This window comes from uncultured Empedobacter sp. (genome assembly GCF_937930195.1).
GTDB lineage: Bacteria > Bacteroidota > Bacteroidia > Flavobacteriales > Weeksellaceae > Empedobacter > Empedobacter stercoris.
Genome location: NZ_CALGVK010000064.1, coordinates 1 through 25,667 on the forward strand (window position 1 = coordinate 1; position 25,667 = coordinate 25,667).

The window sequence follows — 25,667 nt, forward strand, 5'->3', positions numbered from 1 at the left end:
AATGAATTTGCGACAAATCCTCTGTGTCCGATGTCTAACATACGAACTCCTTTCTGAATTGCTTCTTCGAAAGAACGTCCGATTGCCATTACTTCACCAACCGATTTCATTGCAGAACCAATGTTACGACGAACACCGTAGAATTTATTTAAATCCCAACGAGGTAATTTCACTACACAATAATCTAATGCCGGTTCGAACATCGCAGATGTAGTTTGCGTTACGCTATTTTTTAATTCATCTAATGAGTAACCTAATGCTAATTTTGCTGCAACGAAAGCCAAAGGATATCCAGTTGCTTTAGAAGCTAAAGCAGAAGATCGAGATAAACGAGCATTCACTTCAATTACACGGTATTCTTCCGAAACAGGATCGAAAGCATATTGAATGTTACATTCTCCAACTACACCAAGGTGGCGAATAGTACGAATGGCAACTTCACGTAATTTATGGTATTCTGAATTTGTTAATGTTTGAGATGGAGCGATAACAATCGATTCACCTGTATGAACTCCAATCGGGTCAAAGTTTTCCATATTACAAACCGTAATACAGTTATCATACGCATCACGTACAACTTCGTACTCAATTTCTTTCCATCCTTTTAAAGATTCTTCCACTAAAACTTGAGAAGAATAATTGAATGCTTTATCAACTAATTCTAATAATTCTTCTTCATTGTTTGCGAAACCAGAACCTAAACCACCTAAAGCGTATGCTGCACGAATGATTAATGGAAAACCGATACGTTTACCCGCTGCCATCGCATCTTCTATTGTCTCAACAGCTTCCGAACGAGCAGTTAAAACGCCAATTTGGTCTAATTTTTCGATAAAAATATCACGGTCTTCCGTTGCTTCAATCACAGGAATTTGTGTTCCTAAAACTTCAACACCGTATTTTTCGAAAATATTTTCTTTATTTAATTCAACCGCACAGTTTAAAGCTGTTTGTCCTCCAAAGGCAACTAAAACTCCGTCTGGTTTTTCTTTTTTAATTACTTCTTCTACAAAGTAAGGTGTTACAGGTAAGAAGTAAACTTCGTCTGCAATTCCTTCAGAAGTTTGAACAGTTGCAATATTTGGATTAATTAAAACTGTTTTGATTCCTTCTTCTTTTAACGCTTTTAACGCTTGCGAACCAGAATAATCAAACTCTCCAGCTTGACCAATTTTTAGTGCTCCTGATCCTAATACTAATACTTTTTTTATATGTGATTTCATTATTTTTTTTGTTTTGTTGTTTAATCTAATTAATTCTTAACCGCAGAGATCACAAAGATTTCGCAAAGAATTTGAAGTTTAAAGTTGATTTACTACCCTTTTCAATCCGTCTTTTAAACGAAAAGTATTAAAATTCATTAACAAACCTAATTTATAATTTCCCAATTTGAGATAGGTTAGAGTTTGCGCCAAATGAACGTTATTTAATCCCTCAACCGCTTTTATTTCTATCACAATTTTATTTTCAACCAATAAATCAATTCTATAACCACAATTCAACTTTACTTCTTTAAAAACCAAAGGCATTGGCTTTTCTTTTTCTACATACAGACCATTTTGATTTAATTCATAATAAAGACACTCTTTATATGCACTTTCTAAAAGTCCTGGTCCAAGAGCTGAATGTACATTGATTGCACATCCTATGATTTTAGTTGCTATTTCATTTTCTATGATCATACTCTTGAATATCAAAGTTTTCTTCTGTTATTATTGATCTACAATCTAATTTAACCAATTTTTATGACAGAGAACTCAAATATTACGTAAAGAATAAGTGATTAAAATCTCTTATATTTTTATTAATCTCTACTCTTTGTTCTCTGCGTAATCTTAGCTTCTTTGCGGTTAAATAAATTGATTAACTAAATTAATTTACACTTTTATATTTTTTTACTTCTTCAATAAATTCATCAAATAAATATTCTGTATCGACTGGTCCTCCCATAGCTTCTGGGTGGAATTGAACGGTGAAGAATGGTTTTGATTCGTGACGAATTCCTTCACAAGTACCATCATTTAAGTTCGTAAAGAATGTTTTGAATCCTTCTGGTAATTTCGAATCATCTACTGCGAAACCGTGGTTTTGAGATGTAATAAAACATCTTTTTGTTCCAACTAATTGTACCGGCTGATTATGCGAACGGTGTCCATATTTTAATTTGAAAGTAGACGCACCAGCAGCTAAACTTACCAATTGGTTTCCTAAACAAATTCCAAAAATTGGCTTATCTTCTTTCAAAGATTCTTTGATATGATTAATGGTAGCAACACACATCGATGGATCTCCAGGACCATTTGAGATAAATAAACCATCATACTCTAATGTTGAATAATCATAATCCCAAGGTACTCGAATAACCTCAACACCACGATCTACAAAACAACGAATAATGTTATTTTTCACCCCACAATCTACTAAAACAATTTTCACTTCAGCTCCTTCGTTGTAACGAATCACTTCTTTACATGATACTTGATCCACTAAATTATCTAAATCAGGATTGTAAAATTCTACATCTGTATCTGCAACAATCTTTCCTAAAGTAGAACCTTGATCACGTAATTTTTTTGTAATCATACGTGTATCAACACCGTAAATACCTGGGATATTTTGGCTTTCTAACCAAGCGCCTAATTTTTGGATAGCGTTCCAATGCGAATAATCATCTGCATAATAAGAAACAACTAAACCAGTAACTTGAATTTTATTTGATTCCATCCAAGTTTCGATTGATTCGATCATCGCTTTATCATCAGGAACACCATAATTTCCGATCATTGGAGCTGTCATCACCATAATCTGCCCTTTGTATGAAGGGTCAGTTAAACTTTCATTGTACCCAACCAAAGCTGTGTTAAATACTACTTCTCCTGCGGCAGAAGTATATGCACCGAAAGATTTTCCTTCGATTTCTAATCCGTCTTGGAATACTAATTTTACTGTCTTATCCATTGATGATAATGTTAATTTCAGTTTCTAATGCTGATATGAATTTATCTACGTATTGTGTTGTAATTGTAAGTGGAGGCAATAAACGAATAACATTTGTACCTGCATAACCTACAAAAATATTGTGTTTTGTTAATAAGTTATTTTTTAACGTTGCAATTGGAAAATCAAATTCGATTCCAATCATTGAGCCACGACCACGAACCTCTTTGATTTTTGGAAATTTGTTTAATTGAATTCCGATATAATTTCCAATTTCTTTAGCATTGTCAATTAAGTTTTCTTGTTCGATTACATCTAATACTGCAACAGCAGCAGCACAAGCTAAATGATTTCCTCCGAAAGTTGTTCCTAATAAACCATAAGACGCTTTGAATTCTGGTGAAATTAAAACTCCTCCGATTGGAAATCCATTCCCCATTCCTTTTGCCATTGTGATCAAATCTGCTTTGATGTCAGAATGTTGATGTGCGAAAAATTTCCCCGAACGTCCATATCCACATTGTACTTCGTCAGCGATCAAAATAACGCCGTTTTCTGTACAAACATTTCTTAATTCTTGAACGAATTCATCTGATGGTAAAACAATACCACCAACTCCTTGTATAGGTTCGTAAATAATAGCAGCAACGTCTCCTCCAGCAATAATCTCTTTAATAGCATCAATATTATAATCTAGAAAAGAAACTTTGTGATGCGCATTAAAAGGCGCTACAATTTTTGGATTATCTGTTAAAGCAACAGATCCAGATGTACGTCCATGAAAAGCACCGTTAAACGCAATGATGCGATCTTTTCCTGTATGAAAAGAAGCTAATTTAGCTGCATTTTCGTTTGCTTCAGCTCCAGAATTACATAAGAATAATGTATAATCTTCATATCCTGATAAACGTCCTAATTTCTCTGCTAATTCTGTTTGAATTGGAATTTGAACTGAGTTAGAGTAAAATCCAATATTGTTTACTTGTTCTGTAATTTTTTGCACATAATGCGGGTGTGCATGCCCAATAGAGATCACTGCGTGACCACCATATAAGTCTAAATATTCTTTTCCGTTTTCGTCCCAAAGGATACAATCTTTGGCTTTAACCGGAGTTACATTCATTAATGGATATACGTCGAATAGTTTCATTTTTGTTTAAGTTTTACGTTTAACGGTTTACGCTAAACGATTATTAATTGTTTTAATAAAAGCTAATAACATCGCTTTTACTTTTTCAACTTCATCTTCAAGTTCTTTAAATATTTCTTCTGTTATCAATTTCAAATCTTTTGATAGAATCAATAAATAAAGCGTTTCATTTGTAGAACCTAAAGAGATATGAAGGAATCGTAAAAAATCTTTATCCGAATTTCTACCACAACCTTCTGCTATATTATTCGGGATAGATACACAAGCTCTTCTTAATTGAGAGGTTAGATTAAACATTTCGGATTTAGGAAATTCAGAAGTTATCTCATAAACTTTCAAAGTAAGTTGATGAAATTCGTTCCAAACTTTTATGTTCCTAAAATCTTGCATATCATTTACCGTTAAACTTTTAGCCTTAAGCGTCTTAAAACGCTACCGTTTTTAGATTAAGTCCTAAATTTTCTTCCCAACCGAACATCAAGTTCATATTTTCTACAGCTTGTCCAGAAGCACCTTTTGTAAGGTTATCGATAATAGAAGTTATCAATAATACATCGTCTTGTTTCTGGATATGTAAAAAACATTTGTTGGTATTTACGACTTGTTTCAATGCAATTGGCGCGTTAGAAACAAACGTAAAAGGTTCGTTTTTGTAATATTCGTTAAAAATATTTTTTGCTTCTTCTTCTGACAAATCAGATTTAAGATAAACACCAGCTAAAATTCCGCGCGCAAAATCACCTCGCATTGGTAAGAAATAAACTTTGTTATTGAAATCTTTTTCTAATTGATTCAATGTTTGATAAATTTCTCCTTCGTGTTGATGTGTAAACTCTTTGTAAAAAGAAACATTATTATTTCGCCAGCTAAAATGCGTCGAAGCCGACAAACTTTGCCCAGCTCCTGTAGATCCTGTTACCGCATTAATGTGAATATCATTTTTGATTTCATTTTTTGCAGCCAAAGGCAATAATGCTAATTGAATAGCTGTTGCAAAACAACCAGGATTTGCTATGTTTTGAGCAGTTTTGATTGCTTCGCGGTCCAATTCTGGTAAACCGTAAACAAACGTCCTATCTTCGAAAATATGGTTCGCATTTAATCGAAAATCATTACTCAAATCAATAATTTTTGTTTGAGCTGAATAGGTATTATTCTTTAAAAACTCTGCTGATTTTCCGTGACCCAGGCATAAAAAAACGACATCAGCATTTTCGTCTATTTTATCCGAAAATACGATGTCAGTTTCTCCAAACAAATCGTCGTGCACTTTGGTAACGGGGTTGCCTGCATTTGATGTGCTGTACACAGACGAAATAGTAACCATCGGATGATGAATTAATATTCTTAGCAATTCGCCTGCAGTGTATCCAGCACCTCCTACAATGCTTACGTTAATTTTGTTTGACATTTGATATTTTTTGCGCGTGTTTATTGTAATTTAATATTGAAATAAAGTGGATTCAATTTAATGAACCCACTTTAACGAATCAATTAATCGAAACTATGAACAATCTTTAATTGATTACCGAATATTTTGATGAAACCTCTTGCATCTCTCGAATCCCAAGCATCGTTTTCTTCACCATAAACAGCAACTTTAGATTGCATCATATCATAAGGAGACTCGATACCAATCATTGAGAAATGGTAAGGATTTAATTGAACTTTTACTTTACCTGTAACTTTTTCTTGTGAAGATTCTAAGAATGCTTCGATGTCACGCATTACAGGATCTAAATATTGTGCTTCGTGCAATAAAGTTCCGTACCAGTTAGATAAAGAATCTTTGTGCAACAATTGCCATCTTGTTAAGGTATGTTTTTCTAATAAATGATGAGCTTTGATCAATAGATAAGCAGCTGGAGCTTCGAAACCTACACGTCCTTTAATTCCTAAAATTGTATCTCCGACATGGATATCTCTACCGATAGCATATTCCCCACCGATTTCGTTTAATTGTTGGATCAAAGCAACTGGAGATAATTTTTTTCCATCTAAAGCAGTTGGAATCCCTTTTTCGAATTCAATTTCAATTACAGATGGTTCTGTTCTTGATAATTGAGTTGGATAAGCTTCTTCTGGTAATGCTTGGTTAGATGTTAATGTTTCTACACCACCAACAGATGTTCCCCAAATTCCTCTGTTAATAGAGTATTTTGCTTGTTCCCAACTATAATTTACACCATTTGCTTGTAAATATTCTACTTCTTGTTGACGAGATAATTTTTCGTCGCGAATAGGTGTGATAATTTTTGATTGAGGTGAAATAACTGCAAAAGCCACATCAAAACGAATTTGATCATTTCCTGCTCCTGTAGAGCCATGTACAATGTATTCTGCTTCTACATCTTTTGCATACTGAGCAATAGCAATTGATTGGAACATACGTTCTGCGCTCACAGATAAAGGATATGTGTTATTTTTTAATACATTTCCATAAATTAAAAAACGGACACAATCGTTGTAATACTTATCTGTAATATCAATTGTTACGTGTTTAGATGAACCTAATTCGTAGGCACGAGTTTCGATTTCTTTTAACTCTTCTTCAGAAAACCCACCAGTATTTACAATTACGGTGTGCACTTCCATTCCTTGATCTTTTGTTAAGTTAACCAAACAGTACGATGTATCTAGACCTCCACTGTAAGCTAAAACTGCTTTGTTGCTCATTGTTTGTTTATTTGTTTATATTGGGAATAATTCTTCTTAATTCATTGGTAACCTCTTCTCGGCTACTCTCTTCTTTCAATACGATCAACACCGTATCGTCTCCAGCAATTGTTCCAATTATTGTATTGAAATGTGTGTTATCTATCTCAAAAGCAATTCTGTTTGCATAACCTGGCTTTGTTTTAATAACCCCTAAATTGTTAGAGAAAATCAAACTTGTTTTTTCGTTATGTGTAACCGTTGCTGTTGGAGCAACACTTTCTGTAAGGCGATAAATGTATTGTCCCGAACTATTAGGAACTTTTGAAACTTTCAATTCGCGCAAATCTCTGGATAAAGTTGCTTGAGTAACTGAGATATCTAAATCGATTAATTTTTTTAATAATTCGTCTTGATTACTGATTTCTTGATCTGTTATTAAATCTTTTATAATCTGGAATCTGTATTTTTTATTACTCATTTTGAATATTTATTCGAAATTTTATGCAAATATACTCATTTTAGACAAAAAAAAACCTTAGTCCGTATATTTATTCATCTTCTTTTTTATCCGCATTTTGTTTTGCTTGCTGAGCATATTTGTCATCAAGGTTATCATAAACCAATCCTGTACAAATACAGCGCTCGCGATCATTATCCATTAAGATGTGATAGTTTTTACAACTTTTACATCCATTCCAAAATTCATCCGATTGTGTTAATTCCGAAAAAGTTACTGGCTTGTATCCTAATTTTGTGTTCATACGCATTACAGCTAAAGAAGTTGTAATACTAAAGATTTTTGATTTTGGGAATTTTGTACGAGACAATTCAAAAACTGCATGTTTTATTTCGCGCCCAATTCCTGAACTCCTTAAATCTGTACGTACAATTAAACCTGAGTTTACAACGAATTTTTCTTCTTCGTAAGTTTCAATGTAGCTAAACCCCGCGATTTGATCATTATCATCAAAAGCGATCACAGCATTTCCGTTGCGCATTTTGCGCTCCAAATAAACTGGATTTCGTTTAGCAATACCCGTTTTTCTCATACGAGCTGATTCTTCGTACCATTCGCACAACAATTCTGTGTACTTGGCATCGTCTGCATTTGCTATTCTAACATACATAATTTAAGGGAAAGTTGATTAATGATAAAAAATCGAGAAAAGATGACCAGTTGTCATCACACTTAAGTAAAATATGAGAACCAATTGGCTTGCTTTCTATCAGAAAGCTTCTCTCATAATTGAGAAGAATAATTTCAGTAATTTCTTCCATTAATCAATAAGATATTCAGTTATTATACTGAGATGCAAAGTTAAATATTATATTTTTGTAACACCAAAAAAAAGCAAACAAAATTTACATATTTATTAAAATGTTGAAAATTATAAAAATAGGAGGCGGAATTATCGACAATGAGCAAGAATTAGAACAATTCTTACAAACGTTTTCGGAAATCAAAGAACCAAAAATTTTGGTACATGGAGGTGGAAAAGGCGCTTCAAAAATGTTAAATCAATTAGGTATCGAGCCTAAAATGATTGAAGGACGACGTATTACAGACAAACCTACCTTGGATGTTGTGACAGGTTTATATGCAGGAAACTTGAACAAAACCATTGTTTCTAAATTGCAAGCATTTGGCTGTAATGCTTTAGGTTTATCTGGTGCAGATGGAAATGCAATTAAAGGAACTAAACGTCCTGTAAAAACTATTGATTATGGTTTTGTAGGTGATTTGAATGATAATAGTATCAATAAAGAATTGTTTCAATTGTTAATCGACAACAACATTACGCCTGTTGTTTGTGCTATTACGCATGACGGAAATGGACAATTATTAAACACAAATGCAGATACAATTGCTTCTACAATTGCAGTAGCGATGTCGAAAGAAAACGAAGTTGAGCTTAATTTTTGTTTCGATAAAATAGGTGTACTTCGCGATGTAAATGATGACTCAACTTTGATACCAACTATTAACGAAACTTTATATTTGCAATTAAAAGAAGAAGGTGTAATTTTCGAAGGTATGATTCCGAAATTAGACAATTCATTCAAAGTAATCAATGCGGGTGTAAAAAATGTATGTTTAGTACATGCGCGCAACATTAACTCAGAGATTAAAACAATTTTATGTTAGAATTAGCTATTCTCAAAAAGAAAGCTGTCGATTTATTATGTCAATTAATCGAAACTCAATCTTTTTCAAGTGAAGAAGACAAAACAGCCGACATTATTTTTAAGTTTTTAACTGATCATGGTGCTACGGCTCATCGTCAAGATAATAATGTTTGGAGTATTCATCCAAATTTTGACAAAAACAAAAAAACAATTTTATTAAACTCTCATCACGACACCGTTAAATTTGGTTCATCTTGGACATATGATCCTTTGAAAGCGACAATCGAAGGAGATAAATTAGTTGGTTTAGGGAGTAATGATGCAGGTGCATCTGCAGTAAGCTTATTGGCAACTTATATCAATTTTCTAAACGAGGATCTACCTTATAACCTAATTGTGGCTATAACAGCCGAAGAAGAAAGTTCTGGACAACTAAATGTTGCAAGTATTTTACCTAATTTACCAAAAATAGATTTGGGAATTGTAGGAGAACCAACGCAAATGGACATGGCAATTGCTGAACGTGGATTGGTTGTAATGGACGTAATTGTAAAAGGAAAAACTGGACATGCTGCCCGAAACGAAGGTGTGAATGCCATTTACGAAGCAATTGAGGTGATGGATTGGTTCAAGTCTTATCAATTCGAAAGGGTGTCTGATATGTTGGGACCTGTAAAGATGACGGTTACACAAATCGAAGCAGGAAAACAGCATAATGTTGTACCTGATGAATGTCGTTTGGTTGTAGATTGCCGAGTAAACGAATTGTATTCTAACCAAGAAGTCGTTGATATTATTTCCAATTGTTTGCCAAAAGCAATAGTAAAAGCTCGTTCGTTACGATTAAACTCTTCGCGTATTTCTGAACATCACCCGATCGTGCAAAAAGGCATCGAGTTAGGTTGTACCACTTACGGCTCTCCAACAATGTCGGATCAAGCCATGATGAATTTTGAAACAGTGAAAATGGGACCTGGAGATTCGGCTCGTTCGCACACTCCTGACGAATACATTTATCTATCAGAAATAGAACATGGAATTGAACGATACACTAATTTATTAAAAGATTTTTCCTTTTAATTTAGAAAAGAAAAGTACGTCATAACACGTTAAAAAGCATCTTCAATCGTCTTGAAGATGCTTTTTGATTTATTAAATATAGGGTTCGATAAAAAACCTGCGCTGCTTTTGAGTAAAACCTGCGCAAGTCTTGGGTCAAACCTGCGCAGATTTTGTTTAAGAACAAAGCTATAAGATTAGAAAAATATAAATACAAAAAAAAGAGGCTAAATGATTTTAGCCTCTTTTTTATATGTAATGTACGATTAAGTATTACTCAATTAACATTTTTACTGGGATGTTGAAGTTCAACTTCGCAGCACGACCATCTTCAGTTTGCGCTGGTTTGATCGTTTTTCCTCTTCTTTGTTGACGCTGTGTAATACGTTCTAAAGCTTTTTTAGCTTCAGGCCCTAACTTTGCATCACCCATTGGAGAGATTCCAACAATTCTACCTTCTGTATCAATTTGGAAGTTCAGTTTAGCCGAAACTACACCTGTACCTTGTCCTGCTTGATCATTAGCAAAATCTTGTAACTCATCTTGTAAATCAGCCGATAGCTTTTTAGATAAACAGTCTGTAGCAGCTTGTTTACCTTTTGCAGCATCTTTCTCACAACCTGGATAAATAGCCATAACAGCAGCTGTACGAGCTGATACTGTTGCAGGAGGAGCTGGTTTATCACCTTTATCCTCTGTTTTTGGCGCTTGAATTGTATTCTTCGGTGCTTCTTTATTTAGATTCACAGGACCTCCTCCAGTTTGACCAGAAGATTCTTTTCCTTCACGTTTTTCAAAAGATAAATCTTTACCTACCAACTCTTCTTTAGGAGGAATCGTTTCCTCTTTTTTAGGTTGTTCTTTTGGTTCTGGCATTACGAATTTCTCTTGTGCCGTCTCCTCTTGATAATGATTTTCTTGTTGTTCTGGTTCTGGCTCTGGTTCTGGTTCTACCACTTCTTCCTCTTTTGGAGGTTCAGGTATATTTAAATCCTCAAGCTGAACGTCTACGACTACTTCTTCTGTTTGTTTGCTTTTGAACATTCCAGTTGCAGAAGCAATTACAGCAAAAGAAATGATTACAATTACTATAAATCCACGAATGAAAGCTTTTAATAGAGTGCTTTTTTCAGACATTCTCATGTCATAGGCACCATATGCTTTGTTTCTACCTTCAAATACAATCTCGTCTAAGGATTTTAGTTTGTTGTTATTTTCTGACATTTTAATTCTTTTAAATTTAACAAATAAACTAATTATTTACCTACTTTTTCATCGTACACCTTTTGTTCTTCAGGTGTAATCTGAACGATACCGTATCGTGTAGATTTCGTAATCTCCATTTCGTCTAACACTGTTACTAAATTATCATAAGATGCATCATCCATTGGTTTGATAATTACAGTAAACTTCTCTTTATCACTTGCTCTTGATGCAGCAGTTGTAATTACATTACGAATTCCTTCTGCAGAGTAATCAGTTTCATTTAAGTTACCAGCATTTAATTTCCCAGCCTCTTGTTGATACCAAAATAATTTATTATCCTTCGCTACTAAAATAGTAATCGAATTTTTAATATTGATATCATCTTGAACATCTTTCTTAGTTTTATCTTCAATTTTTGGAGGCATATTCAAGTTCATTACGTTTGGTTTGATCGAAGTCGCTGCAAACATAAAGAAAGTAATTAATAAGAAACCTAAATCTACTAACGGAGCCATATCGACCGCAGTCGAATTCTTTTTGGAACGGACTTTTTTTCCGTTGCCGCCATTATCTGTTTGTATTTGCGCCATTGGGTTAAATTTCTTTTAATTATTCTTGAGATGTAATTAACTGGAACTTATTCATATTCTTTTCTTGTAATTGTTGGATCAAAGTTTTGAATTGTTTGTATTCAGATTTTTGATCACCTTTAATTGCTAAGAAAATATCAGGGTTCACTTCTTTTGCTTCAAATACCCAATCAATCAATTCTTGATTTTTATTCGGTATCGTATCTAATGGAATACCTGGATGATATGATTGTTGTTTATCAGCAGGCTGATTCAAATAATTTCTCATTTCATTCATTGGTACACCAAACTCTACTATGCTTTTGAATGCATTCTTTTCAGCATCTGTAAACTTCACTCCGTACTTATCACCCATTCTTTCTAATGTAGGAATACGATCTTTTTCTTCTAATCCGAATAAGAATTTTCCTTTATCATCAATTTTAATGATCATCATGTTTTCTGTAGCCATTTTTTGGTTCGAAACAGATGTCGGTGTTACGACAGGAACAACTTCAGGTTCTCTAAAGTTAGATGTCAAAATAAAGAAAGTTAACAAAAGCCAAGCCATGTCAGACATAGCTGTTAAGTCCATCGAAGGACCTCTTCTTTTTGGTTTTACTCTTGCCATTTTCTCTGTATTATTAATTAATATTCTAAATTGTTTGTTGTTTGATTTTTCCTTATACTATCCTTCTAAGGCTTCGTCAATGAATATTAATTGTGAGCAGAGAAAGATTGTTGAATACTCATTCCTACTTCGTCAATTTTGAATGTTAAATCATCAATTTTAGAAGTTAAGAAAGCATACATAATAATAGCGAATGCAGAAGCACCAATCCCCATACCTGTATTAATTAAGGCCTCAGCAATACCTACTGATAATTGTGCAGCATCTGGAGATCCTCCTCCTTCACCTAATGCGAAGAATGCTTTAATCATCCCGATTACAGTACCCATTAAGGCAATTAACGTACCAACAGAAGCAATTGTAGAAATAATTGTCATGTTTTTCTCTAACGTTGGCATTTCTAATGTAGTCGCTTCTTCTAACGTTTTACCTAATTGAGCTAATTTTTGCTCTTTGTTTAAAGTTGTGTCGTTTTCTAACGCTTTGTAAGTTGTCAAACCTTCTTTCACTACGTTTCCTACGGCACCTTTTTGTTTGTCACATAATTCGATTGCTTTGTTAATTTCATTTTTGTTTAATAAAGCACGAATGTCGTTTACAAATTTCTCAGCAGATCCTGTTCCTTTTGCTTTGTTTAAAGCGATAACACGGTCGATAGAGAATACCAATACCATAAAGAAAAACGAGATTAAGAATGGAATAATTACCCCTCCTTTAAAAATAATTCCTAAAAAGTTTAAAGGATTTCCTCTTTCTGTATCTCCTCCTTCAAAGTTACCTGGTTGACCAAAAACACCATAAAAGATCCCCATTGCGATAGCAATTAAAATGATCATAGTAATCACAGGGTTAAGACCTCCCTTTTTAGTTTTAGCTGGTACTGTTACATTCTTTTCCATTTACTAATTCTTTTAAATATTATGATTTTTATTAATGTGGGTGTAAATTAAGTGAAAATTTTTTAAATCTTCTAAATTTTTTATGTTGTTATGACGTTAAATTTCGAATTTATTTGAAATCAATAGTATTTTTCACCGAAATGATAATTTATTTTTTATCTCATCAGTTCTAATAAAACCTCACAACTTTATAAATTTTGAAAAATATTCAATCTTCACAAAAATTAACCTATCGCAAATTTATTCAATATTTATACATATTTATATTTTTTTTTAAGAATTAAATTATTATTTTGACTTTTGCACTTCAATATTATAATTGCTATGAAAGTTTGTATTGCCGAAAAACCAAGTGTTGCTAAAGATATCGCCAAAGTAATTGGTGCTAATCAGAAGCATGATGGATACTATGAAGGAAACGGATTTCAAGTTACTTGGACTTTTGGTCACCTATGTACATTAAAGGAACCGCAAGATTATACTCCCGAATGGAAAAGTTGGGATCTGAATTATTTACCTATGATTCCGTCAAGTTTTGGAATAAAATTAATCGCTGACAAAGGAGTTTCGAAACAATTTAATATTATCAAAAGACTTGTAACAGCTAGTCAAGTTGAAGAGATTATAAACTGTGGTGATGCTGGTCAAGAAGGAGAATTGATACAACGATGGGTTTTATTGAAAGCCAAAGCGAAAGCTCCAATGAAGCGCCTTTGGATTTCATCTTTGACAGAAGAAGCTATAAAAGAAGGTTTCGAGAATTTGAAAGATGGAGAAAAATATTTCAATTTATTTTCTGCTGGACAAGCGCGTGCAATTGGTGATTGGCTTTTAGGAATGAATGCAACTCGTTTATTCACCAAAAAATTTGCTCCACCCAAAACTGTTCTATCTATTGGACGTGTGCAAACGCCAACTCTTGCTATGATTGTGCAACGACAAAAAGAAATCAACGCTTTTGTTATAGAAGAATATTGGGAACTGAAAACAGTATTTAAAGAAGTTGAGTTTAATGCAACAATTCCTCGTTTAAAATCTGAAGAAAAAGCCAAACAAGGTTTAGATTTTATTAAAGACAAAGAGTTTGAAATTATTGATTTTGAAATAAAAGAAGGTCGCGAAAAAAATCCACGATTATTTGATTTGACTGCTTTACAAGTAGAAGCCAATAAGAAATATGCATTCTCTGCAGAAAATACATTGAAATATATCCAAAGTCTTTACGAGAAAAAGTTTGTTACATATCCTCGTGTTGATACAACGTATTTATCCGAAGATATTTATCCAAAAGTTCCAGGAATTCTAACTAAACTTACAGCCTATCAAAATTTAGTTGCACCATTAATGACGCAACCAATTCCGATGTCAAAAACTGTTTTTGATAACACAAAAGTAACCGATCACCACGCTATTATTCCGACAGAAATCTTTCCTCAAGGTTTATCAAACGAAGAAAAGCGTATTTATGATTTGGTTGCTCGACGTTTTATCGCAGTTTTTTATCCTGAATGTAAAGTTGCCAACACAACGGTAGAAGGAAAAGTAGAAAATATTGGTAAAGATGGTCAACTTTCTGCAATTAATTTTAAAGCAACTGGAAAGCAAATTCTCGAAATGGGATGGCGCGAAGTATATGTAAAAGATAAAAAGGAGGACGAAAAAGACGAAGAAAAAATAATGCCAATTTTCGAAATTGGTGAAAAAGGACCTCACGAACCTTATATCCACAAAGGAAAAACAACTCCTCCAAAAAATTATACAGAAGCAACTTTATTGCGTGGAATGGAAACTGCAGGTCGTCAAGTGGACGATGAAGAAATGCGAGAACTGATGAAAGAAAACGGCATTGGCCGTCCATCTACGCGTGCTAATATTATCGAAACATTGTTCCGAAGAAAATATATCGAAAAGAAAAAACGAAACATTGTGGCAACACAAACGGGAATTGATTTGATAGATACGATTCAAGATGAATTATTAAAATCTCCAGAATTGACAGGAGTTTGGGAACGAAAACTTCGTTTAATTGAAAAAGGTGAATATGAATTGGAACAATTCAAACAAGAATTAATTGAAATGGTTTCAAAATTAACATTTGAGGTAAAAAACAGTTATTTCAGACCAATTTCGTCGCACCAAAATTCTGCTCAAATAGAAGATAAACCCAAAAAAGAGCGTAAACCAAAAGAAGAAATTAATCTGGAAGATGCTACTTGTCCGAAATGTAAAACACATAAATTAGTAAAAGGAAAAGCCGCTTATGGTTGTTCTAATTTCAGAGAATGTGGTTTCAAAGTTCCGTTCGAGTTTATGGGTAAAAAATTAACTAACAAACAAATTTTAGATTTAGTTACGAAGCAGAAAACGGGAAAAATGACGGGATTAATCAATCCTGAAAATGGAGAAAAAATTGCTGGGAAAGCTATTTTGGGAATGTATTTCGATTTAGAGTTTGAACAGATGTAAAATAAACAAATTTCGAAAGACAACTATTAGAAATTCATTCTATTTATATTTCTCCAATGTTTCCTTCAAAATTGTTTTTACTTTTTCTTTCAGTTTTTTAGGTTCGATAATGGTTACAGAACGGCTCATCGAAAGAATTTCGCTGATAAAATCTTCGGTTAAAAATAATTCTAAACCAATTAAAACCTCATCATTTTTAGTTTCTAAAATTTGTTGCGATTCGTGCAAAGGCAAAGATTCTAAATAAGCTGCTTGTTTTTTTGTTACAGAAAGCACAATTTTTTCTGGTTTTTCAGAACTTGGAACAATTATTCCGAATGAATATTTATACTTATCTATGTAATTAAATTCAATATTATTGTCTATTTTATCATTTAAAATTGAAACTTTATTCATTCGTTCCAAACCAAAATTTTTCACAATTCCCTTATCATCTGCAATCAAATACCAACGATTATTGTGCTCTCTAATGGCAATTGGTGAAACTTTTCGAATCGTTTCTTTTTCTTCACCAAATTTTTGATAATGAAATTCAATTTTCTTTTTTTGTTGAATAGCTTGTACAATATCAGGCAAAAATTCAGCACGTTTGGGTTTTCTTTTTTCCAAATACACGATAGATTCGAGCGAATTGGTCAATTTCAAGGCAGAAAAACTGTTGATTTCTTCTAATGTTTTCAGAAATAGATCAGAACTATAATCATCTTGAAAAATATAATATCCACGCTGACTTCGACTATACATAATGTCAATTCCCAAGATATTACGAATTTCTCGAATATCACGTTGCAATGTTCGTTTAGAAAAGTTAAATTCTAATGTATCATCTTGTAGTTGTAACATTTCAAATTCTCGTTCCAAAAAACGTTCTAAATCTTCGTAAGAACAGTATTTTTGTTGCGAAAGTTTACGAACAATATTAAAGTAACGCGCGATATAACCTTGTTTTGACATTGTATTGTAAGTGTTTGAACAAACTTAAGTGTTCTACAACTAAAAACAAAAAAAAGTAACATTTCCTTACAAAATGTTACTTTTTATTCATTCCTAAAAATGAATGATACGAAAAAACGGATTTTTATGTTTTTATCTTACAGCTTTATTTATTGAATTGCTGTATCAACTTCAGCCACTTCATCCACTACTACAGTAGGTTGATTTACTTCAGCAGTTTCAATAAAATTAGAAATTTTGTCGATAATTTCTGTATTTGAAGTTGGTTCGTTTTTCACTTTTAAACTTAAAAAGATTGAAGGCGCTAAATTATCTTGTATATAATTTGAATCATTTTGATATACACCATCATTTTTAACTGTTGTTGAATTTAAGTTTTCTGCCAATTCTTTTGCTACTTTGAATGTATCTTCAAAAGCAACATTCTGTTTAGACACTACAGCTGCAACCTTGTTTGTATTATCATCAGATTTATCAAAACTTAATGTCATGATCAATTCAGGTTTTAAACTATCAATAATTGCTCTTTTCTCTTCTTCTTGCAGTCCTTTCGTTAAATCTTTCCAAAGAAGAACATTTACATTTTCTTTATTTAAAGTTTCTATTTTAGACTTAAGTTCTGTGGCAATATTTGCTCCAGATTCTGCTGCGATATTATCTACAATATCCAAAATAACAACCTTTGGTGCATCTTGGTTAATTGTATATGAAGTTGAGACTGGAACTTCATTTTTCGTTGTGAAAGAGAAAGAAACTAACCCTATTGCTACAACTCCTAATATTTGCGTCAATTTTTTCATAATAAATGTGTTTTGCTTAAAAATGATACTTTTTTTTAATAGTTAGTACGTGTTACAATTTTGCAGAGATTGTTCCGAAAAATCTTAATTAATCCTAAGAAATGTTATATTTTTCTTAAAGATAGGTTTAACGTAAATTTGAACCCTACATAAATAAAGGAATTGAAGGAAAACAAAAAACTCAATCTTGCGATTGAGTTTCTTTATATTATTTACATGCAGCTATTATCTGCACAAAGTCGTCAAATTTTAGTGAAGCACCTCCTACGAGACCACCATCAATATCTGGTTGAGCAAAAATTTCGTTTGCATTCTGTGCATTCACACTTCCTCCGTATAAAATACTTGTATCATTTGCCACTTCTACTCCGAACTCATCATTCAACACTTTTCGAATAAATGCATGAATTTCTTGTGCCTGCTCTGGTGTAGCTGTTTTACCTGTTCCAATTGCCCATACTGGTTCGTATGCAATAATCAAACGAGAAAGATCATCATGGTTTTGTGAAGTTAAAGCATTCATGATTTGTGATTTTACTACATCAAAATGTTTATCCGCTTCGCGTTCTTCTAACTTTTCGCCAACACAAAGGATTGGATTAATTTGATAGTTGAATGCTTGTTTCAATTTTGCAGCAATAACCTCATCTGTTTCTCCTTGATATTCTCTACGTTCAGAATGTCCAATAATAGCAAAGTCTAACCCAATACTATCCAATTGTTCTGCTGAAATATCACCTGTATAAGCTCCTTTATCGTGAGCTGAAATATCTTGAGAAGAAACCTTAACATATTGTTCGTCTATAGCTTCTAATAAAGTTTGTAAATAAATAGAAGAAGGCGCAATAATCACTTGAGCTATTGGCTGATTGTCTGCCACCCAAGCATTCAGATTTGTTGCTAAATGAATTGCTTCTTCATAGTTTAAGTTCATTTTCCAGTTTCCTGCTACTATTCTATCACGCATAAAAAAGTGTATTTTATATTGGTTTTAATATTTACTGCAAGATAATTATTTCTCGTGATATTCTACCTGATTTATTTTATGCGAACGCGTGGATCAAGAATTCCATAAAGAATATCAACCAAAATATTAATCACAATGAACATGACTGCAATCACTAAAACAGCTCCCATAACAATTGGTAAGTCTAATGTATTCAAAGCATTTACAATTTCCTTTCCTAATCCATTCCATCCAAAAACAAATTCTACGAAAACCGAACCTGCCAACATCGATGCAAACCAACCAGAAATAGCTGTAATCACTGGATTTAATGCATTGCGTAAAGCATGTTTTGTAATCACTGTTTTACGGGACAAACCTTTTGCAAAAGCTGTTCGAATATAATCTTGATTCAGAACTTCTAACAACGAATTTCGTGTTAATTGTGTAAAAACTGCTAATGGTCGCGATCCTAATGTAATGGCAGGAAGAATTAAATTTTTCAACATCAAATGTTTCCCTTCTCCCAAATCATCTACCTCATATAAACTACCAATCATATTAAGACCCGTAATATCGTGCATCAAAAATGCAAAAATGTATGCAATTATAATCGCCGAAAAGAACGAAGGAATACTCATACCAAAACTTGTAATGACCAATAACATGCGATCAAGCCACGTATCTTTCATTAAAGCAGAAACAATTCCCAACGCAACACCAATTATAGTTGCAATAATAATAGCAGCAATAGCCAAAACCATTGTATTAGGCAGCGTTTCTCCAATAATTGTACTGACATTCTTTCCTTGTTTTTGGAAAGATTCTCGCAAATAGGGCGCTTTCAACACCATTTCATTTGTTCCAAAATCAACTAATTTGGTGTACTTGTATTTATCTGAACTTAACGATGTGTAGGTTGTATTCGTTTCATCAATATTGTGAAACGAAACCGGCGAAAGATCATTCAAATAAAACGCATATTGTTTCCATAAAGGTTGATCTAAACCTAAATTCTTACGAATTTGAGCCAATTGCTCTGGATCTTCTTTTTGATCAAGCATCATACGAGCAGGATCCCCAGGAAGTACTGAAAACATTAAAAAAACAACGGTAACAACTCCGAAAAGTGTCAAAAATCCGTAGAAAATTTTATTTAAAATATAATTAATCACTTGTTAAAATAAATCTTCTAATTGATTAAGCGAAGGAAAATCATTGTCATGATATTTCGCTTTCACCGTTCCTTTTTCTAAAATCATTACACCTGGATTAGAGCGAATAATTGTTTTCATTGTTGTTTGATCCATAAAACAATTTTCAAGTTCCAAACCTTTAATCGGATTATTTGAAACCGTAACAACTCTATATCCTTTATATTTAGAAGCTTCTTTTCCTAAAATATTCAATTTTTCAATTTGCTTCTCATTTACCTTTTCAACAAAAGGAACAACAAAAACAATCACTTTCGGTGCATTTAGAATCTCAGAAGTTTTATCAATGCCATTACAATCAAAACTAAAATCGTGAATTGGAGGTTCGTATCCTTTTTTCTCGACAATAGTTCGTGTTTTATCCGCTTCAATTATCCAAGGCGTTCCGTGTTTGTACCATTTGTCATCAGCAATATATTGCGCATCATCAATTTCGACTACTTTACCATCAACACTGTTTTTCATCGTGTAAATCGTTTTGTACGTTGTTGGTTTCAATCCCAATTCTTGTGGAGATTTCATTCCTTCAATCAAGTCTTTTCCAACTGCATAAGGTCTAAAATCAATTATTGGCAAATGATTAATTCCAATATAAGCGATAATTGCAGAAGCTAAAATCGTCATAAAATTGATTGCATAATTCGCTTTTTCAACAAATAACGGCTTGATATATTGTTGTCCGACAACCAAAATAATAATCAATACCAATAACACAACGTCTTTATAAAACGATGTCCAAGGTTCTAATTTTAAAGCATCACCAAAACATCCACAATCGGTTACTTTATTGAAATAAGCCGAATAAAATGTTAAAAATGTAAAGAAAATTATCGTCAATAATAAAGAAATCGTTGTAAATCTTTTCCAAACACCAAGCAATAACAATACACCTAAAACAATTTCAAAAATTGAGAAAAATGTTGCCAAAGGCAAACTCAAACTTTCTAAAAAAGGAATATTAAGAACGGTAGGCGAAAAATATTCTTCTAATTTGAAACTTAATCCGATTGGATCTACATTTTTTACAAATCCAGAAATAATAAAAATGACACCAACTATAATTCGTGCAAATTGAACAAGATATTTCATGACGTTTTATTTTCGTTAATTAAAATCATTGCGAAAATCGAATAATTAATCATATCCAAATAATTTGCATCTAAACCTTCTGAAACAATCGTTTTTCCTTTATTATCTTCGATACTTTTTGTGCGTAGGACTTTCTGATAAATTAAATCCGTTATCGAACTTACACGCATATCTCGCCAAGCTTCACCATAATCATGATTTTTTTTCATCATCAAATCGTGCGCAATAATCGCATATTTATCGTACAAATCAATTGCTTGTTCATCTGTTAAATCAGGTTGATCTGCAAATCCAAGCTCTAACTGAATCAATGCCATAATCGAATAATTGACGATTGCAATAAACTCACCTTCTTCGTCTTCATCTACCAAACGTTCTGTTGCTTCTTGTAGCGTACGGATACGATTTATTTTGATAAAAATTTGATCTGTTAACGACGGCAAACGCAGCACACGCCAAGCTGGACCATAATCTTGTAATTTCTTCGTATATAAATCTCGACAAACTGAGATGATTTCTTTAAATTGAATTGAGGTATTTTTCATAATTTCGTTTCGATTTCAAAAATAATTGAAATTGCTTAAAGAACTTCTAAGATATGACAATTAATTGTAATGGTCGTTTGATTGATTTCAACGAGCCAAAAATTATGGGAATTTTGAATACAACGCCAAATTCTTTTTATGATGGAGGGCGTCATCATTCGATCGATTTAATTTTAGAAAAAGTTGAGAAACATTTGTCCGAAGGTGCCGATATAATAGACATTGGTGGATATTCGACAAAACCTGGAGCTGAAAATATTTCGGAGCAAGAGGAAATAGATAGAACTGCACCTATTATCGAAAAAATTATTGAAGAATATCCTGAACTCATTGTTTCGATTGATACATTTCGTGGAAATGTGGCGCGCGTAGCTGTAAAAGCTGGCGCTTCAATTATCAATGATGTTTCGGGATGGGAATTGGACGAAAATATGTTTGATGCCATCAAGGAATTAAATGTACCATACATTTTGATGCACATGAAAGGAACGCCACAAACAATGCAAAAAAATCCAGAATACAACGACATCACACTTGAAGTTAACGAATATTTTTCACAGAAAATCGCGCAATTAAAAGCTGCAAAAGTGAATGATATTATTTTGGATCCTGGGTTTGGATTTGCCAAAACATTGAATCATAATTACGAATTATTCAGTAAAATAGAAACGTTGGGATTCGGCGAATTTCCTTTATTAGTTGGTATTTCAAGAAAATCGATGATTTATAATTTGTTCAACTCAACTCCTCAAGAAGCGCTCAACGGAACTTCTATTTTGAATATGGTTGCTTTACAAAAAGGTGCAAAAATTTTGCGTGTGCATGATGTGAAAGAAGCAAAAGAAACCTTACAAATATTTCAAAAATTAAATCAATAATAAATAACAAAGCCACTTTTTAAAGTGGCTTTTATTTTTAATCTATAACTTTACTATTCGGAAAGAAAACCTTGTACGTATCAACCACATTGATATCAGAAGTCAAAATTTGCCAATGCGAATCTTTCACAAATTCAAATACAACTTCGTTGTCGTATAAATTTTCGTCCTCAATATTTACATGTAAATTATTTTCTTTTCGATCACCAATAATCAAGGCTTCCGTTACATGTTCCATTTTGTAACACAAACTTTCTAATTGGTCATATTCTACAAAAATCCCTTCTTGTTGATCGATCACTTCTTGCAATTCGAAAACAGAATATTCATCCGTCTCACTTTCGCCATCAATCCAAAGTAATTTCCAAAAATAATCTTGTATATCTTTTATAGGAGCGATTACCTCTTCCATTCGTTGAATTTGGTTTTCGTCTTCTCCGTAAATTTCTATTTTATAACTTTCCATATATCATGCAAAATTAAAAAAGTAACTTCAAATGGAAGTTACTTTTTTTGATTTTATACTTTTTCTAATTCGTGTTTTAATCGTTTTTCAGATTTGATATCCATAATCTGAATGGATTCTTGACTAAAAATCTTAAAACTGTATTCGTGTTTTTCTAATAAAAAGTCATATGGACCTTTTGGTGCGATTAATTTCACTAAAACAGGAGCTGTTTCTAATGAAATAAAAACAAGAGCTATAAAAATAGCGGCAGTTCCTAAAATAGCGTTTGTTGTAGATAATTCATCTAAAGCCTGCATACGAGCTGCAAATCCGTTGTAATTTTCTTCCGTTGGTTTAGCCGCATCAATTTCTTTCTCTTTTGCAACATTCAATCGATCTAATTCTTTGTTAATCTCTGCTAAACGAGGCGAAGATTGTTGAATATAGGTTTCGATTTCGGCAGCTTTTTGTTTTTTCAATTCTGCCTTTCGTTTGGCATTTGGCCCATAACCTTCACGACCTGTTGTTGTTTCTGTTTGTGTTCCTACAACTTCTTTTTCCAATTCTGTAGAAGCTGTATTATATTCAGCTCTTAATTGATCAATTTGAGCGTAAATTTCTTTTCTTTCATTCAAAAAAGGAGTTCCTAATTCTGCATAACGTGCATCAATTCCTTTTTGTAATTCAGCTTTATTTCGATTGACAATAACATTTAATTGCTTGTTAATTTCTTTCTCGAAGATTTTTAATTCTAACGGTTTCGAAATGACAATACCTAACAAAATGGCAACCAAAATACGTGGTAAAGCAATAAAAAACTGACGGAAAAGGCTCCCTGATTTCTTCATCGAGGTTACAATATAACGGTCAAGATTAAAAATCATCAATCCCCACAATAATCCAAATCCAGTTGCTGCATATATATTATCAAAAACTGTATTTAAGGCATAACCCGCTGACAAAGCAGCCAAAATCCCCGTAAATAAGATGACACCCCCGATACCTATATGTTTGTTTATATCAGTAGGTGTTTTTTTCAAGAGTTCAAAGCTACTCCCCGAACAGATGATTAAAAATTTTTGTAGTCCATTCATTTTACAAATATAGTACTTTGTATAACATAATATTAAATATCGTGCCAAAAAAAGCTGACAATCAAATTGTCAGCTTAAATTTTTAAAAAAAATTACTTAAAAATAAATTAAGCTTGTTTTTCTATTTTAATTCTCCATCCGTAAGGATCATTCGCTAATCCGTACTGAATATCTTTTAATTTCTTTTTCAATTGTAAAGCAAAAGAATCTTCTTCCGCTAAAGTAGGTAATTGCGCACGCTCTTCTCCAAATCCTACTGCATCATACTGCGTAATAACAACAGCAGTTCCACAACCAAATACTTCTTTTAATTCTCCGGATTTGTATGCATCATATAACTCTTGTACTTCGACAGGGCGTACTTCAACTTCATATCCATTATCTTTAGCTAACGTCAAAACTGAATCACGCGTTACACCATTCAAAATACGCTCTGAAGTTGGCGCAGTTAAAATTTTGTTTCCGATACGTACCATTACATTCATTGTTCCTGCTTCTTCGATGTATTTATGCTCGATAGAATCTGTCCAAATTACCTGATCATATCCATCTTTTTGTGCTTCTGAAGTTGGGAAGAAAGATCCCGCATAATTTCCACCACATTTTGCAAAACCAACACCTCCTTGGGCAGAACGGCTGTAGTAATCAGCAATTTTAACTGATAAAGGTTTGTCGTAATAATTAGGAGCATAAGCCAATAAAATAGCAAAGATGAATTCATTAGATGCTCTTGCAGAAACCGCTTCTTCTGTCGCAAACATTACAGGACGAATGTATAAAGACGTTCCGTAATCTTTTGGTACCCATTGACGATCTAAATCAATAATAGTTTTTAAACCATCAATAAAAATTTCTTTTGGAATTTGAGGCATATTAAGACGAGCAGCAGAAAGATTAAAACGCTCAAAATTTTTCTCAGGACGGAAGATAAACACTTCTTCTTCATCATTCTTGTAAGCTTTCATTCCTTCAAAAATTGTTTGTCCATAATGGAAAGACATCGCTGCTGGAGTCATCGAAATTGGACCATAAGGTACAATTTTAGGCTCATCCCACTTACCATCTTTGTAGTGCGCGATTAACATATGGTCTGTAAACTCTTTACCAAAAACAGTAGAGTCGAAAACTGAATCATTGAATTTAGATTCAGCAATTTTTTCTATAATCATTTTACGATATATTTTGTTTGTGCTTATCAAAGGTACATTTTATTTGCACTTTTTCATAATAAATATCATAACTTTCGACGATGAAAAGAATTATTCAAGAAACTGAAGACGGTTCAAAAACCATCTATATTGAAGATTGGGATGAATCTTATCATTCCAAACATGGCGCTGTACAAGAGGCTTTTCATGTATTTATTCAAAATGGATTACATCATTTTAAAGAAACAAAAGATTTTATTAAAATTTTAGAAATTGGATTAGGAACGGGATTAAATTCGTTTATCACTTTAATAGAAGCAGAGAAAAATAAAATTTCTGTGCAATATGTTGGAATCGAAAAGTTTCCGGTTTCTAAGGAGGAATTTGAGTTGGTTAATTATTTTGAAAATGTGTTTAAACTTTATCCTGAATTAGAAGATCGTAAAACAGAGTTTTTAGAATATTATCAGCTATTATTTGATTCTAATTGGGAAAAATGGCACAAGATTTCACCTTATTTTGAATTCAAAAAAGTGGAAGAAGATTTTTTCAATCTCAAAAATATTCAAGAAAAAAACGTCGATTTAGTTTATTTCGATGCTTTTGGTTCGCGTGTTCAACCCGAATTATGGGAAAAAGAATTATTAGAAATCGTAGATTCTGTCACTAAAAACTCTGCTATTTTCACTACTTATGCTGCAAAAGGGAGTATTAAAAGAGGGTTAAAAGATTTGGGTTATATCGTGCAAAAACGTCCAGGACCTCCTGGAAAACGGGAAATTATGGTTGGTCTAAAGAACTTTTCAATTACGAAATAATCTCATTGACAAGTTAATTTTAAAAATCGTA

At 32.8% G+C, this 25,667-nt stretch carries 27 protein-coding genes; 5 read left to right on the forward strand and 22 right to left on the reverse strand.

The features are described 5' to 3' along the window. The 9 genes from carB to Q0616_RS03770 all read right to left on the reverse strand — a co-directional run. On the reverse strand, window positions 1-1,223 hold a 1,223-nt coding region (carB, locus tag Q0616_RS03730; RefSeq protein WP_298775220.1), incomplete at its 3' end, for a carbamoyl-phosphate synthase large subunit. A 78-nt stretch (window positions 1,224-1,301) separates the two neighbouring features. Next, entirely contained in the window at window positions 1,302-1,682 is a 381-nt protein-coding gene (locus Q0616_RS03735; protein ID WP_262903637.1) for a GxxExxY protein, read from the reverse strand. Between the two features lie 190 nt (window positions 1,683-1,872). After that, on the reverse strand, window positions 1,873-2,958 hold the full coding sequence (gene carA, locus Q0616_RS03740) for a glutamine-hydrolyzing carbamoyl-phosphate synthase small subunit (RefSeq protein WP_298775224.1): 1,086 nt from the start codon (window positions 2,956-2,958) through the stop codon (window positions 1,873-1,875). Continuing rightward, the gene (locus tag Q0616_RS03745; protein ID WP_298775226.1) at window positions 2,951-4,087 is read right to left on the reverse strand and encodes an aminotransferase class III-fold pyridoxal phosphate-dependent enzyme; all 1,137 of its coding nucleotides are present in this window, start codon (window positions 4,085-4,087) and stop codon (window positions 2,951-2,953) included. Before Q0616_RS03745 ends, carA begins: the two co-directional genes overlap by 8 nt. A 27-nt stretch (window positions 4,088-4,114) precedes the next feature. After that, a complete protein-coding gene (locus Q0616_RS03750) occupies window positions 4,115-4,477 on the reverse strand; it encodes a four helix bundle protein (protein ID WP_171621929.1) in 363 nt (120 codons plus the stop codon). 34 nt (window positions 4,478-4,511) lie between these two features. Continuing rightward, a complete protein-coding gene (argC, locus tag Q0616_RS03755) occupies window positions 4,512-5,498 on the reverse strand; it encodes an N-acetyl-gamma-glutamyl-phosphate reductase (protein WP_171621928.1) in 987 nt (328 codons plus the stop codon). A gap of 83 nt (window positions 5,499-5,581) precedes the next feature. Next, complete coding sequence (argG, locus tag Q0616_RS03760) at window positions 5,582-6,763, reverse strand: argininosuccinate synthase (protein WP_225541122.1); 1,182 nt, start codon at window positions 6,761-6,763, stop codon at window positions 5,582-5,584. Between the two features lie 7 nt (window positions 6,764-6,770). Next, complete coding sequence (locus tag Q0616_RS03765; RefSeq protein ID WP_171621926.1) at window positions 6,771-7,223, reverse strand: ArgR family transcriptional regulator; 453 nt, start codon at window positions 7,221-7,223, stop codon at window positions 6,771-6,773. A gap of 70 nt (window positions 7,224-7,293) precedes the next feature. Further along, window positions 7,294-7,872, reverse strand: a complete 579-nt coding sequence (locus Q0616_RS03770; protein ID WP_171621925.1) for a GNAT family N-acetyltransferase — start codon at window positions 7,870-7,872, stop codon at window positions 7,294-7,296. 251 nt (window positions 7,873-8,123) lie between these two features. On the opposite strand from Q0616_RS03770, the gene argB reads away from it, so the two are divergent. Further along, complete coding sequence (argB, locus tag Q0616_RS03775) at window positions 8,124-8,891, forward strand: acetylglutamate kinase (RefSeq protein WP_171621924.1); 768 nt, start codon at window positions 8,124-8,126, stop codon at window positions 8,889-8,891. Then, window positions 8,885-9,952: a M20 family metallo-hydrolase gene (locus tag Q0616_RS03780; RefSeq protein ID WP_298775232.1), complete on the forward strand. Its 1,068-nt coding sequence runs from the start codon at window positions 8,885-8,887 to the stop codon at window positions 9,950-9,952. Before argB ends, Q0616_RS03780 begins: the two co-directional genes overlap by 7 nt. 252 nt (window positions 9,953-10,204) lie before the next feature. Here Q0616_RS03780 and Q0616_RS03785 read toward each other — a convergent pair whose 3' ends face one another. From Q0616_RS03785 to Q0616_RS03800, 4 genes are all read right to left on the reverse strand, one after another. Beyond that, entirely contained in the window at window positions 10,205-11,155 is a 951-nt protein-coding gene (locus tag Q0616_RS03785) for a hypothetical protein (RefSeq protein ID WP_225539387.1), read from the reverse strand. Window positions 11,156-11,187: 32 nt separating this feature from the next. Continuing rightward, window positions 11,188-11,727: a biopolymer transporter ExbD gene (locus Q0616_RS03790; RefSeq protein WP_298775234.1), complete on the reverse strand. Its 540-nt coding sequence runs from the start codon at window positions 11,725-11,727 to the stop codon at window positions 11,188-11,190. 19 nt (window positions 11,728-11,746) lie between these two features. Then, entirely contained in the window at window positions 11,747-12,337 is a 591-nt protein-coding gene (locus Q0616_RS03795) for a biopolymer transporter ExbD (RefSeq protein WP_171621920.1), read from the reverse strand. An 86-nt stretch (window positions 12,338-12,423) separates the two neighbouring features. Beyond that, on the reverse strand, window positions 12,424-13,236 hold the full coding sequence (locus Q0616_RS03800) for a MotA/TolQ/ExbB proton channel family protein (RefSeq protein WP_188319171.1): 813 nt from the start codon (window positions 13,234-13,236) through the stop codon (window positions 12,424-12,426). 324 nt (window positions 13,237-13,560) lie between these two features. On the opposite strand from Q0616_RS03800, the gene Q0616_RS03805 reads away from it, so the two are divergent. Then, a complete protein-coding gene (locus Q0616_RS03805; protein ID WP_171621918.1) occupies window positions 13,561-15,702 on the forward strand; it encodes a type IA DNA topoisomerase in 2,142 nt (713 codons plus the stop codon). Window positions 15,703-15,741: 39 nt separating this feature from the next. On the opposite strand, the gene Q0616_RS03810 is transcribed toward Q0616_RS03805, so the two are convergent. The 6 genes from Q0616_RS03810 to Q0616_RS03835 form a co-directional block, all read right to left on the reverse strand. Beyond that, entirely contained in the window at window positions 15,742-16,656 is a 915-nt protein-coding gene (locus Q0616_RS03810) for a WYL domain-containing protein (protein ID WP_171621917.1), read from the reverse strand. A 149-nt stretch (window positions 16,657-16,805) separates the two neighbouring features. Continuing rightward, on the reverse strand, window positions 16,806-17,456 hold the full coding sequence (locus tag Q0616_RS03815) for an N-acetylmuramoyl-L-alanine amidase (RefSeq protein WP_171621916.1): 651 nt from the start codon (window positions 17,454-17,456) through the stop codon (window positions 16,806-16,808). 208 nt (window positions 17,457-17,664) lie between these two features. Beyond that, window positions 17,665-18,423, reverse strand: a complete 759-nt coding sequence (gene tpiA / locus Q0616_RS03820; RefSeq protein ID WP_171621915.1) for a triose-phosphate isomerase — start codon at window positions 18,421-18,423, stop codon at window positions 17,665-17,667. Window positions 18,424-18,494: 71 nt separating this feature from the next. Further along, window positions 18,495-19,577, reverse strand: coding sequence for an ABC transporter permease (locus Q0616_RS03825; RefSeq protein WP_171621914.1), 1,083 nt, complete (start codon window positions 19,575-19,577; stop codon window positions 18,495-18,497). Between the two features lie 3 nt (window positions 19,578-19,580). Continuing rightward, window positions 19,581-20,705: a BT_3928 family protein gene (locus Q0616_RS03830; protein WP_298775244.1), complete on the reverse strand. Its 1,125-nt coding sequence runs from the start codon at window positions 20,703-20,705 to the stop codon at window positions 19,581-19,583. Continuing rightward, entirely contained in the window at window positions 20,702-21,250 is a 549-nt protein-coding gene (locus Q0616_RS03835) for a DUF1599 domain-containing protein (RefSeq protein ID WP_225539382.1), read from the reverse strand. The genes Q0616_RS03830 and Q0616_RS03835 overlap by 4 nt, the downstream gene beginning before the upstream one ends. Window positions 21,251-21,303: 53 nt before the next feature. Between Q0616_RS03835 and folP the strand changes: the two genes are divergently transcribed. Further along, window positions 21,304-22,128 carry a dihydropteroate synthase gene (gene folP, locus Q0616_RS03840; protein ID WP_188319177.1) on the forward strand — a complete coding sequence of 275 codons (825 nt, stop codon included), beginning with the start codon at window positions 21,304-21,306 and terminating at the stop codon, window positions 22,126-22,128. A 37-nt stretch (window positions 22,129-22,165) separates the two neighbouring features. Here the strand turns inward: folP and Q0616_RS03845 are convergent, their stop codons facing one another. The 3 genes from Q0616_RS03845 to Q0616_RS03855 form a co-directional block, all read right to left on the reverse strand. Continuing rightward, the gene (locus tag Q0616_RS03845; RefSeq protein WP_298775250.1) at window positions 22,166-22,594 is read right to left on the reverse strand and encodes a hypothetical protein; all 429 of its coding nucleotides are present in this window, start codon (window positions 22,592-22,594) and stop codon (window positions 22,166-22,168) included. Between the two features lie 53 nt (window positions 22,595-22,647). Then, the gene (locus Q0616_RS03850) at window positions 22,648-23,670 is read right to left on the reverse strand and encodes a DUF4407 domain-containing protein (RefSeq protein WP_188319179.1); all 1,023 of its coding nucleotides are present in this window, start codon (window positions 23,668-23,670) and stop codon (window positions 22,648-22,650) included. A gap of 107 nt (window positions 23,671-23,777) precedes the next feature. Then, window positions 23,778-24,839, reverse strand: a complete 1,062-nt coding sequence (locus Q0616_RS03855) for a branched-chain amino acid aminotransferase (protein ID WP_171621909.1) — start codon at window positions 24,837-24,839, stop codon at window positions 23,778-23,780. Window positions 24,840-24,919: 80 nt separating this feature from the next. Between Q0616_RS03855 and mnmD the strand changes: the two genes are divergently transcribed. Beyond that, window positions 24,920-25,636: a tRNA (5-methylaminomethyl-2-thiouridine)(34)-methyltransferase MnmD gene (gene mnmD / locus Q0616_RS03860; RefSeq protein WP_286483609.1), complete on the forward strand. Its 717-nt coding sequence runs from the start codon at window positions 24,920-24,922 to the stop codon at window positions 25,634-25,636. The last annotated feature ends 31 nt before the right edge of the window (window positions 25,637-25,667 follow it).

Coding starts and splice junctions, on each gene's coding strand:
- argC (WP_171621928.1), bottom strand. CDS start 5,498: ATGTCAAACAAAATTAACGTAAGCATTGTAGGAGGTGCTGGATACACT.
- carA (WP_298775224.1), bottom strand. CDS start 2,958: ATGGATAAGACAGTAAAATTAGTATTCCAAGACGGATTAGAAATCGAA.
- Q0616_RS03780 (WP_298775232.1), top strand. CDS start 8,885: ATGTTAGAATTAGCTATTCTCAAAAAGAAAGCTGTCGATTTATTATGT.
- Q0616_RS03850 (WP_188319179.1), bottom strand. CDS start 23,670: ATGAATGGACTACAAAAATTTTTAATCATCTGTTCGGGGAGTAGCTTT.
- folP (WP_188319177.1), top strand. CDS start 21,304: ATGACAATTAATTGTAATGGTCGTTTGATTGATTTCAACGAGCCAAAA.
- Q0616_RS03770 (WP_171621925.1), bottom strand. CDS start 7,872: ATGTATGTTAGAATAGCAAATGCAGACGATGCCAAGTACACAGAATTG.
- argB (WP_171621924.1), top strand. CDS start 8,124: ATGTTGAAAATTATAAAAATAGGAGGCGGAATTATCGACAATGAGCAA.
- Q0616_RS03805 (WP_171621918.1), top strand. CDS start 13,561: ATGAAAGTTTGTATTGCCGAAAAACCAAGTGTTGCTAAAGATATCGCC.
- Q0616_RS03835 (WP_225539382.1), bottom strand. CDS start 21,250: ATGAAAAATACCTCAATTCAATTTAAAGAAATCATCTCAGTTTGTCGA.
- Q0616_RS03800 (WP_188319171.1), bottom strand. CDS start 13,236: ATGGAAAAGAATGTAACAGTACCAGCTAAAACTAAAAAGGGAGGTCTT.
- Q0616_RS03815 (WP_171621916.1), bottom strand. CDS start 17,456: ATGAAAAAATTGACGCAAATATTAGGAGTTGTAGCAATAGGGTTAGTT.
- mnmD (WP_286483609.1), top strand. CDS start 24,920: ATGAAAAGAATTATTCAAGAAACTGAAGACGGTTCAAAAACCATCTAT.
- Q0616_RS03830 (WP_298775244.1), bottom strand. CDS start 20,705: ATGAAATATCTTGTTCAATTTGCACGAATTATAGTTGGTGTCATTTTT.
- Q0616_RS03810 (WP_171621917.1), bottom strand. CDS start 16,656: ATGTCAAAACAAGGTTATATCGCGCGTTACTTTAATATTGTTCGTAAA.
- Q0616_RS03855 (WP_171621909.1), bottom strand. CDS start 24,839: ATGATTATAGAAAAAATTGCTGAATCTAAATTCAATGATTCAGTTTTC.
- Q0616_RS03745 (WP_298775226.1), bottom strand. CDS start 4,087: ATGAAACTATTCGACGTATATCCATTAATGAATGTAACTCCGGTTAAA.
- Q0616_RS03785 (WP_225539387.1), bottom strand. CDS start 11,155: ATGTCAGAAAATAACAACAAACTAAAATCCTTAGACGAGATTGTATTT.
- tpiA (WP_171621915.1), bottom strand. CDS start 18,423: ATGCGTGATAGAATAGTAGCAGGAAACTGGAAAATGAACTTAAACTAT.
- Q0616_RS03765 (WP_171621926.1), bottom strand. CDS start 7,223: ATGAGTAATAAAAAATACAGATTCCAGATTATAAAAGATTTAATAACA.
- Q0616_RS03735 (WP_262903637.1), bottom strand. CDS start 1,682: ATGATCATAGAAAATGAAATAGCAACTAAAATCATAGGATGTGCAATC.
- Q0616_RS03750 (WP_171621929.1), bottom strand. CDS start 4,477: ATGCAAGATTTTAGGAACATAAAAGTTTGGAACGAATTTCATCAACTT.
- Q0616_RS03790 (WP_298775234.1), bottom strand. CDS start 11,727: ATGGCGCAAATACAAACAGATAATGGCGGCAACGGAAAAAAAGTCCGT.
- Q0616_RS03845 (WP_298775250.1), bottom strand. CDS start 22,594: ATGGAAAGTTATAAAATAGAAATTTACGGAGAAGACGAAAACCAAATT.
- argG (WP_225541122.1), bottom strand. CDS start 6,763: ATGAGCAACAAAGCAGTTTTAGCTTACAGTGGAGGTCTAGATACATCG.
- Q0616_RS03795 (WP_171621920.1), bottom strand. CDS start 12,337: ATGGCAAGAGTAAAACCAAAAAGAAGAGGTCCTTCGATGGACTTAACA.